Origin of the sequence: Kineococcus rhizosphaerae (genome assembly GCF_003002055.1) — a bacterium.
Taxonomy (GTDB): Bacteria; Actinomycetota; Actinomycetes; order Actinomycetales; family Kineococcaceae; genus Kineococcus; species Kineococcus rhizosphaerae.
Genome location: NZ_PVZF01000004.1, coordinates 65,452 through 78,057 on the forward strand (window position 1 = coordinate 65,452; position 12,606 = coordinate 78,057).

The window sequence follows — 12,606 nt, forward strand, 5'->3', positions numbered from 1 at the left end:
AATCCGGCACGTGTTCGGGAGGCACTGCGTGGGCACAACGACCCCTGACGTTACCCGCCGGTCGCCGGGTGGGTCAAAACGGCGGCGGGACCGGGTCAGCGCACCCGCTCGACGCGGGTGACGTCCCACACCGGCTCCGGCGTCTCGACCACCCGCCCGTCCTCACCGAAGAGCAGGAACCGGTCGAAGCCGCGCGCGAACCACCGGTCGTGGGTCACGGCCACGACCGTGCCCTCGAACGCCTCCAGCGCCTGCTCCAGCGCCTCCGCCGAGTGCAGGTCGAGGTTGTCGGTGGGCTCGTCCAGGAGCAGCAGGGTCGCCCCGGACAGCTCCAGGAGCAGGATCTGCAGGCGCGCCTGCTGCCCCCCGGACAGGTGCTCGAACAGCTGCTCGGCGGCCGCGGACAGCCCGTAGCGGTCCAGGGCCCGTCCCGCGGCCTCGCGGTCCAGCCCGTCGCGGTGGGAGTTGCCCCGGTGCAGGACGTCGAGCAGCGTGCGGCCCACCAGCGCGGGCTGCTCGTGGGTCTGGGCGAACCAGCCCGGCCGCACGCGCGCGCCCAGCCGCACGGACCCGGTGTGCCGCACGGGGTCGGGCACGTGCTCGTCGACGGGCAGGTGCTCGCGGTCGGGGTCGGTGCCGCCGGCGGCCAGCAGCCGCAGGAAGTGCGACTTGCCGGACCCGTTGGCCCCCAGGACGGCGACCCGGTCCCCCAGCCACAGCTCGGCGTCGAAGGGTTCCATCAGGCCCGTCAGCTCCAGGCCCTCCACCACGACGGCCCGCTTGCCGGTCCGCCCCCCGCGCAACCGCATCCGCACGTCCTGGGCCGCGGGCGGGGCCTGCGGCGGGCCGGCCTCCTCGAACTTGGCCAGCCGGGTCTGGGCGGCGGCGTAGCGCGAGGCCATGCCGTCGTTGAACTTCGACTTCTCCCGCAGGGTGACCACGAGGGTCCGCAGCTTGACGCGTTCCTCGTCCCAGCGCCGGCGCAGCTCCTCGAGGCGTTCGCCGCGGGCCTGCCGGGCGGCGCCGTAGTCGGCGAACGAACCGCCGTGCGTCCAGGCGACCGCGCCCAGCGCCCCCGGCTCCAGCGTCACGATCCGGTCGGCGGCCGCCGCCAGCAGCTCGCGGTCGTGGCTGACGAGCAGCACCGACTTGGACGTGGCCCGCAGCTGCTCCTCCAGCCAGCGCTTGCCCGGGACGTCGAGGTAGTTGTCGGGCTCGTCGAGCAGCAGGACGCCCTCGGGCCCGCGCAGCAGGGCCTCCAGGACCAGGCGCTTCTGCTCCCCGCCGGACAGGGTCCGCACCAGGCGGTGCCGGCAGGAGTCGAAGGACACCCCCAGGGCGGCGTGCGTGCACTCGTCCCAGACGACCTCCTGCTCGTAGCCGCCGGCGTCGCCGAAGTCGGCCAGGGCCTGGGCGTAGCGCAGCTGGGAGCGCTCGGAGTCCTGCTCGATCATCGCCGTCTCGGCCTCCTCGACGGCGAGGAAGGCCTTGCGCAGCGGCTCGGGGGCCACCGAGGCCAGCAGGTCCGCGACGGTCGTCTCGTCGCGCACCGAGCCCACGAACTGGCGCATGACGCCGAGCCCGCCGCTGCGGGCGACCGCCCCCTCCTGGACCGGCTCGTCGCCGGCGATGAGCCGCAGCAGCGTCGTCTTGCCCGTCCCGTTGGGGCCGACGAGGGCGGTCGTGCGCCCGTCGGCGACCCGGAAGGCGATCTCGTTCAGCAGGGGGCGCCCGTCGGGCAGCTCGTGGGACAGCCCCGAGACGTCGACGTGCCCACCGTTGGTTCCAGCCACGGGGGGCCAGTCTGCCGTGCGCGGGCTACTCCTCGCCCCCGGTTTCCGCGCGGGCGGTGTGCAGGACGCGCAGCGAGGCGCTGGTGGAGTCGACGTCGGCCCACTCGCCCTCGACGTCCAGGACGGCGATGCCGGACGTGCGCAGCTGCGCGACCTCCCCCGTGAGGGACTCGACCAGGGCGCTCGCGCCCGGGTTGTGGGCGACCAGGACGACCGTGGCGTCGGCGGTCTCGGTGTCCAGGCCGCGCACGATGCGCAGCAGGTCCCCCAGGGAGGCCTCGTAGAGGCGCTCCTCGTCCACGACGACGGGGGTGGCGCCCCAGCCGTCGAGGAGCCGCGCGGTGGTCTCCTCCGTGCGCCGGGCCGGGGAGGTCAGCAGCAGGTCGCACCCCCCGACGTTCTCGGCCAGCCACCGGCCCGCCTCGACGGCGTCGGCCCTGCCGCGCTCGGCCAGGGGGCGGGCGATGTCCTGCAGTCCGACGGGCGAGTCCGCTTTCGCGTGGCGGACGACGACGAGCGTGGGCACGGTCCCCAAGACTGCCCCACGGACCGCCGCCGGGCCGAACCGCCCCTCCCCCGTCCGGCCGAAGGCACACCTCCCGCCCTCCCGGGTCCCCCGGGCGGGCGGGAGGTGTGCCTCCAGCGGGACCGGGGCGGGTGGGAAGCAGGGTCAGGGCAGGGTGCGGACGGCGCGGGACTGCTCGACGCGGGCGGCCAGGTCGGCGTCGGCGGGGTAGACGACCTCCTCGAGGGTCAGCCCGTGCGGACCGACGACCACGACCCCGGGGTCGCGCACGCCGCCGTCCTGCACGAGCCTCGGCCAGTCCACGTCGCGCCGGCCGTCGCCGACGGCGAGGGCCGCCCCAACGAGGGCGCGGACCATGGAGTGGCAGAACGCGTCGGCCTGGACGTCGGCCACGAGCAGGCCGTCGTCGTCGCGGCGCCAGGAGTAGGCCAGCAGCGTGCGGACCGTCGTGGCGCCCTCGCGGGGCCGGCAGAACGCCGCGAACTCCCGCAGCCCCACGAGGCTGCGCGCGGCGAGGTCCATCGCCTGCACGTCGAGCGGGCGGCGGTGGTGCAGGACGTCGAAGCGGCGCAGGGGCGGCACCCCCGCGGGGTCGTCGCTGACCCGGTAGGCGTAGCGGCGGCGCAGGGCGCCGAAGCGGGCGTCGAAACCGGCCGGGGCGGGGGCGGCGCCGTGGACCCGGACGTCGGGGGCCAGGACGCCCGCCAGGCGCCGCAGGAGCGCCACCGGGGGCGGGGCGTCGGACCGGCCCGGCAGGGCCCGCCAGAGGGCCTCGGGGACGTCGACGTGGGCCACCTGGCCGCTGGCGTGGACCCCGGCGTCGGTGCGGCCGGCCACCGTCAGGCGCGGCGGGGGGTCCAGGCGCAGGACGCGCCCCAGCGCGGCGGTCAGCTCGCCCTGGACGGTGCGCAGACCGGGCTGCTCGGCCCAGCCGGAGAACGCGGTCCCGTCGTAGCCGAGGTCGAGGCGGACGCGGACGAGCCCGCCCTCCCCGGTGGGGAGGACGGGCTCGTCGGTGGGACGGGAGGCGCTCAGGCCTGGTCCTTCTTCTCGTCCGAGGGGTCGGCCTCGGCGGCGTCGACCTCGACCGCGTCCGAGGTGGTGTCCTCGGCGGGGGTCTCCTCGGTCGCCTCGGCGGCCGGGGTCTCCTCGGTGGTCGCGGTCTCCTCGACCGGGGCCTGCTCGGCCGCAGCGGTCGCGGCGGTGGCCTGCTCGGCCTCGCGGACGACGCCCTGCTTGGCGCTGACCGGCTCCATGACGAGCTGGATCACGGCCATGGGGGCGTTGTCGCCCTTGCGGGGACCGATCTTGACGATGCGCGTGTAGCCACCGTTGCGCTCGGCCATCGCCGGGGCGATCTCCGTGAAGAGGAAGTGCACGACGGACTTGTCGCGCACGGTCTTCATGACCTGGCGGCGGGAGGCCAGGTCACCCTTCTTGGCGATGGAGATGAGCTTCTCCGCGTGCGGACGCAGGCGCTTGGCCTTGGCCTCCGTCGTGGTGATGCTGCGGTGTTCGAAGAGCTGCGTCGCCAGGTTGGCGAGGATGAGCTTCTCGTGGGCCGGCCCGCCGCCGAGCCGCGGACCCTTGGTGGGGGTGGGCATTGTGTTGTCTCCTCGGATGTGCCCCTGCCCCGCGTCAGCGGAGGCGGGGGCTGCGGGTGGTCAGAGCTGCTCGTCCTCGGCGAACGACTGGTCGTCGTCCTCGAAGTCGTTGACGACGGCGCTCGGGTCGAACCCGGGCGGGGAGTCCTTGAGGTGCAGGCCCATGCCGACCAGCTTGGCCTTGACCTCGTCGATGGACTTCTGCCCGAAGTTGCGGATGTCGAGCAGGTCGGCCTCGCTGCGCGAGACCAGTTCGCCGACGGAGTGGATGCCCTCGCGCTTGAGGCAGTTGTAGGAGCGGACCGTCAGGTCCAGCGCCTCGATCTCGAGCGCGAGGTCGGCCGCCAGCGCGGCGTCGGTCGGCGAGGGGCCCATGTCGATGCCCTCGGCCTCGACGTTGAGCTCGCGCGCCAGGCCGAACAGCTCGACCAGGGTCTTGCCGGCGGAGGCGACGGCGTCGCGCGGGGAGATGGCGTGTTTGGTCTCCACGTCCACGACGAGGCGGTCGAAGTCCGTCCGCTGCTCGACGCGGGTCGCCTCGACCTTGTACGTCACCTTCAGGACCGGGGAGTAGATCGAGTCGACCGGGATGCGGCCGATCTCCTGCTCGCCGGACTTGTTCTGCGCGGCCGAGACGTAGCCGCGGCCGCGTTCGACCGTCAGCTCCAGCTCGAGCTTGCCCTTGCCGTTGAGCGTCGCGATGTGCAGGTCGGGGTTGTGGACCTCGACCCCGGCCGGCGGGGCGATGTCGGCCGCGGTGACCGCGCCCGGGCCCTGCTTGCGCAGGTACATCACGACGGGTTCGTCGTGCTCGGAGGAGACGACGAGGTTCTTGACGTTGAGGACGATCTCGGTGACGTCCTCCTTCACGCCCGGCACGGACGTGAACTCGTGGAGCACGCCGTCGATCCGCAGGCTGGTGACCGCCGCGCCCGGGATGGACGACAGCAGGGTCCGGCGCAGCGAGTTGCCGAGCGTGTACCCGAAACCGGGTTCGAGGGGTTCGATGACGAAGCGCGAGCGGTACTCGTCGACGACGTCCTCGGTGAGGGTGGGGCGCTGTGCGATCAGCACGGAGGTTTCCTTCCCGCGGGCGTCCGCCATATGACGCCCCGCACGCCCGTCAGCATCGGTCCACCGACGGGGTCTGACTCGATCAGAGAACTGGTCCGATCAGGCGTCGTCCCGGGCGGGTGGGCCCGGGACGACACCTTCGTCAGACGCGCCGACGCTTGGGCGGACGGCAGCCGTTGTGCGGGCTGGGGGTGACGTCCTGGATCGCGCCGACCTCGAGGCCCGTGGCCTGCAGGGAGCGGATCGCGGTCTCGCGGCCCGAACCCGGGCCCTTGACGAAGACGTCGACCTTGCGCATGCCGTGCTCCTGCGCACGACGCGCGGCCGCCTCGGCGGCCATCTGCGCGGCGAACGGGGTCGACTTGCGGGACCCCTTGAACCCGACCTGACCGGCCGACGCCCACGCGATGACCGCGCCCGTCGGGTCGGTGATCGAGACGATCGTGTTGTTGAACGTCGACTTGATGTGCGCGTGGCCGTGCGCGACGTTCTTCTTCTCCTTGCGACGCGGCTTGCGCGTCGCCGTGGCCTGACGGCTCTTGGGAGGCATGCTCTCCGGACTCCTGGTGGACTGCGACGAGTGGCTTCGAGGGCGAACCGGTGGGTTCGCGAGGCGGCCCGGTCAGGACCGCGCACTGCTTACTTGCGACCGGCCTTCTTCTTGCCGGCCACGGTGCGCTTGGGGCCCTTGCGGGTGCGCGCGTTGGTCTTGGTGCGCTGCCCGCGCACGGGCAGGCCGCGACGGTGCCGCAGGCCCTGGTAGGTGCCGATCTCCACCTTGCGGCGGATGTCGGCGGCCACCTCGCGGCGGAGGTCACCCTCGACGCGGTAGTTGCCCTCGATGTGGTCGCGCAGGGCGACCAGGTCGTCCTCGGAGAGGTCGCGGACCCGGACGTCCGGGCTCACGCCCGTCGCGGCCAGGGTCTCCTGGGCGCGGGTACGACCGACGCCGTAGATGTACGTGAGCGCGATCTCCAGCCGCTTCTCGCGGGGGAGGTCGACGCCGACGAGACGTGCCATGCGGGATGGTCCCTCTTCTGTCGCGGAGGTCTGCCGCAGGACCGGTCCCGCCGTCTCGAGCGGGTCCCCGGCCTCCGACCGGGGGTGTCACCAGCGGTGCTGGCGGGTCCTGCGAATGGGTGGTGCGTCCTTCGGTGGAGCTGCGGGGGTGCGGACCCCTGCGTCAGCCCTGGCGCTGCTTGTGGCGCAGGTTGTCGCAGATGATCATGACCCGGCCGTGACGGCGGATCACCTTGCACTTGTCGCAGATCTTCTTGACGCTCGGCTTGACCTTCATCGTGTCTCCGGTCGTGCAGAACCCGCCCCGCGCACGGGAGGGGCCGGCGGCCAGTGGGTGGTCACTTGTAGCGGTAGACGATGCGCCCGCGGGACAGGTCGTAGGGGCTGAGTTCGACCACGACCCGGTCCTCGGGGAGGATGCGGATGTAGTGCTGCCGCATCTTCCCGGAGATGTGGGCGAGCACCTTGTGACCGTTGCTGAGCTCCACGCGGAACATCGCGTTCGGCAGGGCCTCGATCACGGTGCCTTCGATCTCGATGACGCCGTCCTTCTTCGGCATGTCCTCCGCTTTTCATCAAGTGTCTGTTGAAGCCCGGTGGCCTCCTCCGGAAGTCCCGACAGGAGGCATGGCGGACCGACGGTCAAGCTTACGCGACGGCGTGCCGATGACGAAATCGAGCGATCATGCCGTCGGGGTGGGTTGCGGCGCAACCGAAGACGCGGGCGGAGCGGGCCGGGCCTACTCCGAGGGGACCGTCACGCCGAACGCGGCGAGCTCGGCCGCTCCCCCGTCGGGCGCCGTCAGCACCCACAGGCCCTCGTCGAGGACCGCGACGGTGTGCTCCCAGTGCGCGGCCCGGGTGCCGTCGGACGTCACGACCGTCCAGTCGTCGGCGAGGGTGTCGGTCTCGATCCCCCCGCGCGTGCACATCGGCTCGATGGCGAGCACGAGGCCGGGCTTGACCTTCGGCCCCTTCTCGCGCACGCGGTAGTTCAGGACCTCGGGCGCCATGTGCATGGCCGTGCCGATGCCGTGACCGGTGTAGCCGTCCACGATCCCCAGGCGGCCGTCCACGGCGTCCTCCACGGCGGCGCCGACGTCCCCCACCCGGCCGCGGGCGTCCAGGGCCGCGATGCCGGCCCACATGGCCTTGCGGGTGATCTCGACGAGGTCGACGTCACCGGCGTCCTTCGGCTCCCCGACGATCTCGGTGAAGGCCGAGTCCCCGTGCCAGCCGTCGACGACGCAGCCGCCGTCGACGGAGACGACGTCACCCTCGGCCAGCACCCGGTCCCCCGGGATGCCGTGGACGACGACCTCGTTGACCGAGATGCAGAAGGTCTTCGGGTAGCCGTGGTAGCCGAGGAAGTTCGAGGTCCCGCCCCCGGCGCGGATGACCTCCGCGCCGATCGCGTCCAGCTCCTCCAGCGCGATCCCCGGGCGCAGGGCCGCGCGCACGCTCTCCAGGGCCGCGTGCGTCAGCAGCCCCGCCGCGCGCATGGCGCGCACCTGCTCGGGTGTCTTGTACTCGACCCGTTCCCGTCCGAACACGAGCGGGCCGCCTCAGGCGTGCGGGAGGTCGAGCGCGGCGAGCAGGCGGTCGGTGACCGCGGCGATCTCGCCGAGACCGTCCACCGAGCGCAGCAGCCCGCGCTCGGCGTAGACCTCCACGAGCGGGGCCGTCTGGTCCAGGTAGACCTGCTGGCGGGTGCGGATGACGTCCTCGGTGTCGTCCGAGCGGCCCTGGTCGGCGGCACGGCCGGCGAGGCGGCGCACCAGCTCGTCGGTGTCCGCAGTGATCTCCAGGACGTGCTCGAGCTTGGCGCCGGCCTCGCCCAGCATGTCGTCGAGCTCGCGGACCTGGTCGGTCGTGCGCGGGTAGCCGTCGAGGATGAAGCCCTCGGCCGCGTCCGGCTGCTGGAGGCGGTCGCGGACCATCGCGTTGGTCACGGTGTCCGGCACGTACTTGCCGGCGTCCAGGTACTCCTTGACCGTCTGGCCCAGCTCGGTCTGCTCCGCCACGTTCGCGCGGAAGATGTCGCCGGTGGAGATGGCGGGGACGCCGAGGCGGGCGGACAGGAGCTTGGCCTGGGTGCCCTTGCCCGCGCCGGGCGGACCGAGCAGGACGAGACGTGTCATCGCAAGAACCCTTCGTAGTTTCGCTGCTGGAGCTGGGACTCGATCTGCTTCACGGTCTCCAGCCCGACCCCGACGATGATCAGGATCGAGGTGCCGCCGAAGGGGAAGTTCGTGTTCGCGTTGAAGAGCACGAAGGCGATCAGCGGGAGCAGCGAGATGAGCCCCAGGTACAGGGATCCTGGCAGGGTGATGCGCGTGAGGATGTAGTCGAGGTACTCCGCGGTCGGCCGCCCCGCCCGGACCCCGGGGATGAAGCCACCGTACTTGCGCATGTTCTCGGCGACCTCGTCCGGGTTGAACGTGATCGCGACGTAGAAGTACGCGAAGAAGATGATGAGCAGGAAGTAGGCGGCCATGTAGATCGGGTGGTCGCCCTTGACCAGGTGGTCGTTGATCCAGGCCACCCAGGCCGAGTTGGAGTCGTTGAACTGCGCCACCAGGGCCGGCAGGTACAGCAGCGACGAGGCGAAGATCACGGGGATGACCCCGGCCATGTTGACCTTCAGCGGGATGTACGTGGACGTGCCCCCGTACATGCGCCGCCCGATCATGCGCTTGGCGTACTGGACGGGCACCCGGCGCTGGGACTGCTCGACCGCCACGACGGCGGCGACCACCACGAGACCGATGACGATGACGCCGGCGAAGGTCAGCCAGCCGCGCTCGCGGCCGATGGCCAGCAGCGACGTCGGGAAGGTCGCCGCGATCTGGGCGAAGATCAGCAGCGACATGCCGTTGCCGACGCCGCGCTCGGTGACGAGCTCACCCAGCCACATGATCAGCCCGGTGCCGGCGGTCATGGTCAGCACCATGAGCAGGATGGTGGTGATGCTCTGGTCGGGCAGGACGGCGGCGGTGCAGGAGGTCCCGAAGAGCCGGGAGGGCTCACGGGCGATCGTCACGTAGGTGGTCGACTGCAGGACCGCCAGGCCGATCGTGAGGTACCGCGTGTACTGGGTCAGCTTGGTGGTGCCCTGCTGACCCTCCTTCTTGAGGTCCTCGAAGCGCGGGATGACCACCGTGAGCAGCTGGATGATGATGCTCGCCGTGATGTACGGCATGATCCCGAGCGCGAAGATGCTCAGCTGGAGCAGCGCGCCGCCGGAGAAGAGGTTGGCCAGGCCCAGCAGGTCGTTGCCCTTCTGGGCCACGTCGATGCACTGCTGCACGGCGGAGTAGGACACCCCCGGCGCGGGCACGAAGGAGCCCAACCGCACCAGGACGATGATCCCGATCGTGAAGAGCAGCTTGCGGCGCAGGTCGGGCGTCCGGAAGGCGCGACCGATCGCTGTGAGCACTACGACCTCCTGCACCGCACTCCCCTGTCGAGGAGGAGACGGGTTCGTCACTGACTGGTCGGACGGTTGAGCCGAACGAAGGAAAACGTGCAAGGGCTGGGGAGCCCTGGTAGACCCTACCTCCCCGCAAACGCACACGCGGCGGTAGCGGGCGATCACTCGCCGCTACCGCCGCGTGGGCAGTGCGTCTCGCTGGGTCAGCGGACGGTCGTCGAACCGCCCGCAGCCGCGATCTTCTCGGCCGCCGAGGTCGAGAACTTGTCGGCCGTCACCTGCAGGGCCACGGTGATCTCACCGGTGCCGAGCACCTTGACGGGCTGGCCCTTGCGGACCGCGCCCTTGGCGACGAGCTCGTCGACACCCACGGTGCCGCCCTCGGGGAAGAGGGTCCCGAGCTTGTCGAGGTTGACGACCTGGAACTCGACGCGGAACGGGTTCTTGAACCCGCGCAGCTTCGGCAGGCGCATGTGCAGGGGCATCTGGCCGCCCTCGAAGGCCTCGGGCACCTGGTAGCGGGCCTTGGAACCCTTGGTGCCGCGACCGGCGGTCTTGCCCTTGCTGCCCTCACCGCGGCCGACACGGGTCTTCGCCGTGTTCGACCCCGGGGCGGGGCGCAGGTGGTGCAGCTTCAGGACGTGCTCACCCTGGTTGGGCATCAGTCGACCTCCTCCACGGTCACGAGGTGCGCGACGGTGTTGGCCATGCCACGGAACTCGGGCTTGTCGTCCTTGACGACCGACTGCCCGATCTTGTGGAGCCCGAGGCTGCGGAGCGTGTCGCGCTGGTTCTGCTTGCCGCCGATGCCGGACTTGGTCTGCGTGATCTTCAGGCGTGCCATCAGGAGGCCACCCCCGCCGCCTGGGCGCGCAGGAGCGCCACCGGCGCCACGTCCTCGACCGCCAGGCCACGGCGCGCCGCCACCTGCTCGGGACGCTCGAGGCCGCGCAGGGCCTCGATCGTCGCGTGCACGATGTTGATCGCGTTGTCGCTGCCGAGGGACTTCGACAGGACGTCGTGGACACCCGCGCACTCGAGCACGGCGCGGACCGGACCACCGGCGATCACACCGGTACCCGGGGAGGCCGGGCGCAGCATGACCACGCCGGCCGCCTTCTCACCCTGGATGGGGTGCGGGATGGTGCCCTGGATGCGCGGGACGCGGAAGAAGTTCTTCTTCGCCTCCTCGACACCCTTGGCGATGGCCGCGGGGACTTCCTTGGCCTTGCCGTAGCCGACACCGACGGTGCCGTCGCCGTCGCCCACGACCACGAGGGCCGTGAAGCTGAAGCGACGACCGCCCTTGACGACCTTGGCGACGCGGTTGATGGTCACGACGCGCTCGACGAAGTTGCCGCGGTCGCCCGCGTCGCCCCGTCCACGGTTGTCGCGGCCGCCGTCGCGACCGCCACGCCCGCCGCCGCGGTTGTCGTTGCGGTTGTCGCCGCCGCCGCGGTTGTCGCCGCCGCCGGCCGCACCGGCGCCTCGGCGCTGGGGTCCAGGCATCAGACGTTCCTCATCTCATCGACTTCGTGGGTCATCACAGGGCCAGGCCCGCCTCACGGGCGCCGTCGGCGATCGCCGCGACGCGCCCGGCGTACCGGTTGCCACCGCGGTCGAAGACCACGGCCTCGATGCCGGCCGCCTTGGCCCGCTCGCCGACGAGGACGCCGACGGCCTTGGCCTTGGCCGACTTGTCGTCGCTGCTGGCGCGCAGGTCCGCCTCCATGGTCGAGGCCGACGCGAGGGTGTGACCCGCGGCGTCGTCGATGACCTGGACGAAGACGTGGCGCGTGGACCGCGTGACCACGAGACGAGGACGCACGGCGGTGCCGACGACCTTCTTGCGCACACGGGTGTGACGGCGCTTGCGCGCAGGCGCAGTGCCCTTCTGGGTCTTCTGGGTGGAGAGTCCCATCGTCACTTACCAGCCTTTCCGACCTTGCGGCGGATCTGCTCGCCGGCGTAGCGCACGCCCTTGCCCTTGTACGGGTCGGGCTTGCGGAGCTTGCGGATGTTCGCAGCGACCTCGCCGACCTGCTGCTTGTCGATCCCGGCGACGGAGAACTTGGTGTTGCTCTCCACCGCGAAGGTGATGCCGGTCGGCGCCTTGATGACGACCGGGTGGCTGAAACCGAGGGCGAACTCGAGGTCGGAGCCCTTGGCCGTGACGCGGTAGCCCGTGCCGACGATCTCGAGCTTCTTTTCGTAGCCCTTGGTGACGCCCTCGACCATGTTCGAGATCAGCGTGCGGGTGAGGCCGTGCAGCGAGCGCGAGGTGCGCTCGTCGTCGGGACGGGTGACCTGGAGGGTCCCCTCCTCGGTGCGCTCCACCGCGATGGGCGAAGCGACGGTGTGGTTCAGCTCGCCCTTGGGGCCCTTGACCGTGACGGCGGAGCCGTCGATGGTCACGTCCACGCCCGCGGGGACGGAGATCGGGAGTCGACCGATGCGCGACATGAGTTCTCCTCCCTCACCAGACGTAGGCGAGGACTTCCCCACCCACGCCTCTCTTGTTGGCCTGCTTGTCGGTCAGGAGACCCGAGGAGGTGGACAGGATCGCCACGCCCAGGCCGCCCAGCACGCGGGGCAGGTTCGTCGACTTCGCGTAGACCCGCAGACCCGGCTTGCTCACGCGGCGCAGGCCGGCGATCGCACGCTCGCGGTTGGGGCCGAACTTCAGGTTCAGCGTCAGCTTCTTGCCCACCTCGGCGTCCTCGACCGTCCAGGAGGCGATGTAGCCCTGCTCCTGGAGGATCTCGGCGATGTGGGACTTCAGCTTGCTGTACGGCATGGAGACGCTGTCGTGGTACGCCGAGTTGGCGTTCCGCAGACGCGTCAGCATGTCCGCGATGGGGTCGGTCATCGTCATCGGGCTCGTCCGCCCTTCCTCGCCGGGGTTTCCCCACCGCGGAGCGCGGTGCGGACCTTCGGCGTCTTGGTCATCAGGGTCGTGAAGAAAGAGGTCACCAGCTGGACTTGGTCACACCGGGCAGCTCGCCGCGGTGCGCCATGTCGCGCACGCAGATGCGGCACAGGCCGAACTTGCGGTACACGGCGTGCGGGCGACCGCAACGCTGGCAGCGGGTGTAGGCGCGCACCTTGAACTTCGGCTTGCGCGCGGCCTTGTGGATCAGGGAGGTCTTCGCCACG

The 12,606-nt window shown here is 71.4% G+C and carries 19 protein-coding genes; all 19 read right to left on the minus strand.

Annotated features, from left to right (window positions below; genetic code table 11):
- Positions 1–95: 95 nt before the first annotated feature.
- Entirely contained in the window at positions 96–1,793 is a 1,698-nt protein-coding gene (locus CLV37_RS09420; RefSeq protein WP_106209576.1) for an ABC-F family ATP-binding cassette domain-containing protein, read from the minus strand.
- Between the two features lie 25 nt (positions 1,794–1,818).
- Entirely contained in the window at positions 1,819–2,319 is a 501-nt protein-coding gene (locus CLV37_RS09425; protein ID WP_170127150.1) for a SixA phosphatase family protein, read from the minus strand.
- A gap of 144 nt (positions 2,320–2,463) precedes the next feature.
- Positions 2,464–3,354 carry a tRNA pseudouridine synthase A gene (locus CLV37_RS09430; protein ID WP_106209580.1) on the minus strand — a complete coding sequence of 297 codons (891 nt, stop codon included), beginning with the start codon at positions 3,352–3,354 and terminating at the stop codon, positions 2,464–2,466.
- Positions 3,351–3,923, minus strand: coding sequence for a 50S ribosomal protein L17 (gene rplQ, locus CLV37_RS28990; RefSeq protein WP_106209582.1), 573 nt, complete (start codon positions 3,921–3,923; stop codon positions 3,351–3,353). The genes CLV37_RS09430 and rplQ overlap by 4 nt, the downstream gene beginning before the upstream one ends.
- Before the next feature lie 60 nt (positions 3,924–3,983).
- The gene (locus CLV37_RS09440) at positions 3,984–4,997 is read right to left on the minus strand and encodes a DNA-directed RNA polymerase subunit alpha (protein ID WP_106210136.1); all 1,014 of its coding nucleotides are present in this window, start codon (positions 4,995–4,997) and stop codon (positions 3,984–3,986) included.
- A 142-nt stretch (positions 4,998–5,139) separates the two neighbouring features.
- The gene (rpsK, locus tag CLV37_RS09445) at positions 5,140–5,547 is read right to left on the minus strand and encodes a 30S ribosomal protein S11 (RefSeq protein WP_106209584.1); all 408 of its coding nucleotides are present in this window, start codon (positions 5,545–5,547) and stop codon (positions 5,140–5,142) included.
- A gap of 89 nt (positions 5,548–5,636) precedes the next feature.
- Positions 5,637–6,017 carry a 30S ribosomal protein S13 gene (gene rpsM / locus CLV37_RS09450; RefSeq protein WP_106209586.1) on the minus strand — a complete coding sequence of 127 codons (381 nt, stop codon included), beginning with the start codon at positions 6,015–6,017 and terminating at the stop codon, positions 5,637–5,639.
- 163 nt (positions 6,018–6,180) lie between these two features.
- Positions 6,181–6,294 carry a 50S ribosomal protein L36 gene (rpmJ, locus tag CLV37_RS09455; protein WP_106209588.1) on the minus strand — a complete coding sequence of 38 codons (114 nt, stop codon included), beginning with the start codon at positions 6,292–6,294 and terminating at the stop codon, positions 6,181–6,183.
- Positions 6,295–6,355: 61 nt separating this feature from the next.
- A complete protein-coding gene (gene infA / locus CLV37_RS09460) occupies positions 6,356–6,577 on the minus strand; it encodes a translation initiation factor IF-1 (RefSeq protein ID WP_012084955.1) in 222 nt (73 codons plus the stop codon).
- 180 nt (positions 6,578–6,757) lie between these two features.
- The gene (map, locus tag CLV37_RS09465) at positions 6,758–7,570 is read right to left on the minus strand and encodes a type I methionyl aminopeptidase (protein ID WP_106209590.1); all 813 of its coding nucleotides are present in this window, start codon (positions 7,568–7,570) and stop codon (positions 6,758–6,760) included.
- Positions 7,571–7,582: 12 nt separating this feature from the next.
- Entirely contained in the window at positions 7,583–8,158 is a 576-nt protein-coding gene (locus tag CLV37_RS09470; RefSeq protein WP_106209592.1) for an adenylate kinase, read from the minus strand.
- Complete coding sequence (gene secY, locus CLV37_RS09475; protein WP_106209594.1) at positions 8,155–9,456, minus strand: preprotein translocase subunit SecY; 1,302 nt, start codon at positions 9,454–9,456, stop codon at positions 8,155–8,157. The genes CLV37_RS09470 and secY overlap by 4 nt, the downstream gene beginning before the upstream one ends.
- A gap of 197 nt (positions 9,457–9,653) precedes the next feature.
- Positions 9,654–10,112: a 50S ribosomal protein L15 gene (rplO, locus tag CLV37_RS09480; RefSeq protein ID WP_106209596.1), complete on the minus strand. Its 459-nt coding sequence runs from the start codon at positions 10,110–10,112 to the stop codon at positions 9,654–9,656.
- Entirely contained in the window at positions 10,112–10,294 is a 183-nt protein-coding gene (gene rpmD, locus CLV37_RS09485; protein WP_106209599.1) for a 50S ribosomal protein L30, read from the minus strand. The genes rplO and rpmD overlap by 1 nt, the downstream gene beginning before the upstream one ends.
- Entirely contained in the window at positions 10,294–10,959 is a 666-nt protein-coding gene (rpsE, locus tag CLV37_RS09490; protein WP_106209601.1) for a 30S ribosomal protein S5, read from the minus strand. The genes rpmD and rpsE overlap by 1 nt, the downstream gene beginning before the upstream one ends.
- A gap of 34 nt (positions 10,960–10,993) precedes the next feature.
- Complete coding sequence (gene rplR / locus CLV37_RS09495) at positions 10,994–11,371, minus strand: 50S ribosomal protein L18 (protein WP_106210138.1); 378 nt, start codon at positions 11,369–11,371, stop codon at positions 10,994–10,996.
- Positions 11,372–11,373: 2 nt separating this feature from the next.
- Positions 11,374–11,913 (minus strand): 50S ribosomal protein L6, encoded by a 540-nt coding sequence (gene rplF / locus CLV37_RS09500; protein WP_106209603.1) that lies wholly within the window; start codon positions 11,911–11,913, stop codon positions 11,374–11,376.
- Positions 11,914–11,926: 13 nt separating this feature from the next.
- Positions 11,927–12,325 carry a 30S ribosomal protein S8 gene (gene rpsH / locus CLV37_RS09505; RefSeq protein WP_106209605.1) on the minus strand — a complete coding sequence of 133 codons (399 nt, stop codon included), beginning with the start codon at positions 12,323–12,325 and terminating at the stop codon, positions 11,927–11,929.
- Positions 12,326–12,419: 94 nt separating this feature from the next.
- Positions 12,420–12,605: a type Z 30S ribosomal protein S14 gene (locus tag CLV37_RS09510; protein WP_106209607.1), complete on the minus strand. Its 186-nt coding sequence runs from the start codon at positions 12,603–12,605 to the stop codon at positions 12,420–12,422.
- Position 12,606 lies beyond the last annotated feature (1 nt).

Bases quoted from the DNA above. Each gene is read 5' to 3' on its own strand.
- rpmD (WP_106209599.1), bottom strand. From the start codon at position 10,294: ATGGCACGCCTGAAGATCACGCAGACCAAGTCCGGCATCGGCGGCAAG.
- infA (WP_012084955.1), bottom strand. From the start codon at position 6,577: ATGCCGAAGAAGGACGGCGTCATCGAGATCGAAGGCACCGTGATCGAG.
- rpsM (WP_106209586.1), bottom strand. From the start codon at position 6,017: ATGGCACGTCTCGTCGGCGTCGACCTCCCCCGCGAGAAGCGGCTGGAG.
- rplF (WP_106209603.1), bottom strand. From the start codon at position 11,913: ATGTCGCGCATCGGTCGACTCCCGATCTCCGTCCCCGCGGGCGTGGAC.
- rplR (WP_106210138.1), bottom strand. From the start codon at position 11,371: ATGGGACTCTCCACCCAGAAGACCCAGAAGGGCACTGCGCCTGCGCGC.
- rpmJ (WP_106209588.1), bottom strand. From the start codon at position 6,294: ATGAAGGTCAAGCCGAGCGTCAAGAAGATCTGCGACAAGTGCAAGGTG.
- rpsH (WP_106209605.1), bottom strand. From the start codon at position 12,325: ATGACGATGACCGACCCCATCGCGGACATGCTGACGCGTCTGCGGAAC.
- rpsK (WP_106209584.1), bottom strand. From the start codon at position 5,547: ATGCCTCCCAAGAGCCGTCAGGCCACGGCGACGCGCAAGCCGCGTCGC.
- rpsE (WP_106209601.1), bottom strand. From the start codon at position 10,959: ATGCCTGGACCCCAGCGCCGAGGCGCCGGTGCGGCCGGCGGCGGCGAC.
- CLV37_RS09470 (WP_106209592.1), bottom strand. From the start codon at position 8,158: ATGACACGTCTCGTCCTGCTCGGTCCGCCCGGCGCGGGCAAGGGCACC.
- rplQ (WP_106209582.1), bottom strand. From the start codon at position 3,923: ATGCCCACCCCCACCAAGGGTCCGCGGCTCGGCGGCGGGCCGGCCCAC.
- rplO (WP_106209596.1), bottom strand. From the start codon at position 10,112: ATGCCCAACCAGGGTGAGCACGTCCTGAAGCTGCACCACCTGCGCCCC.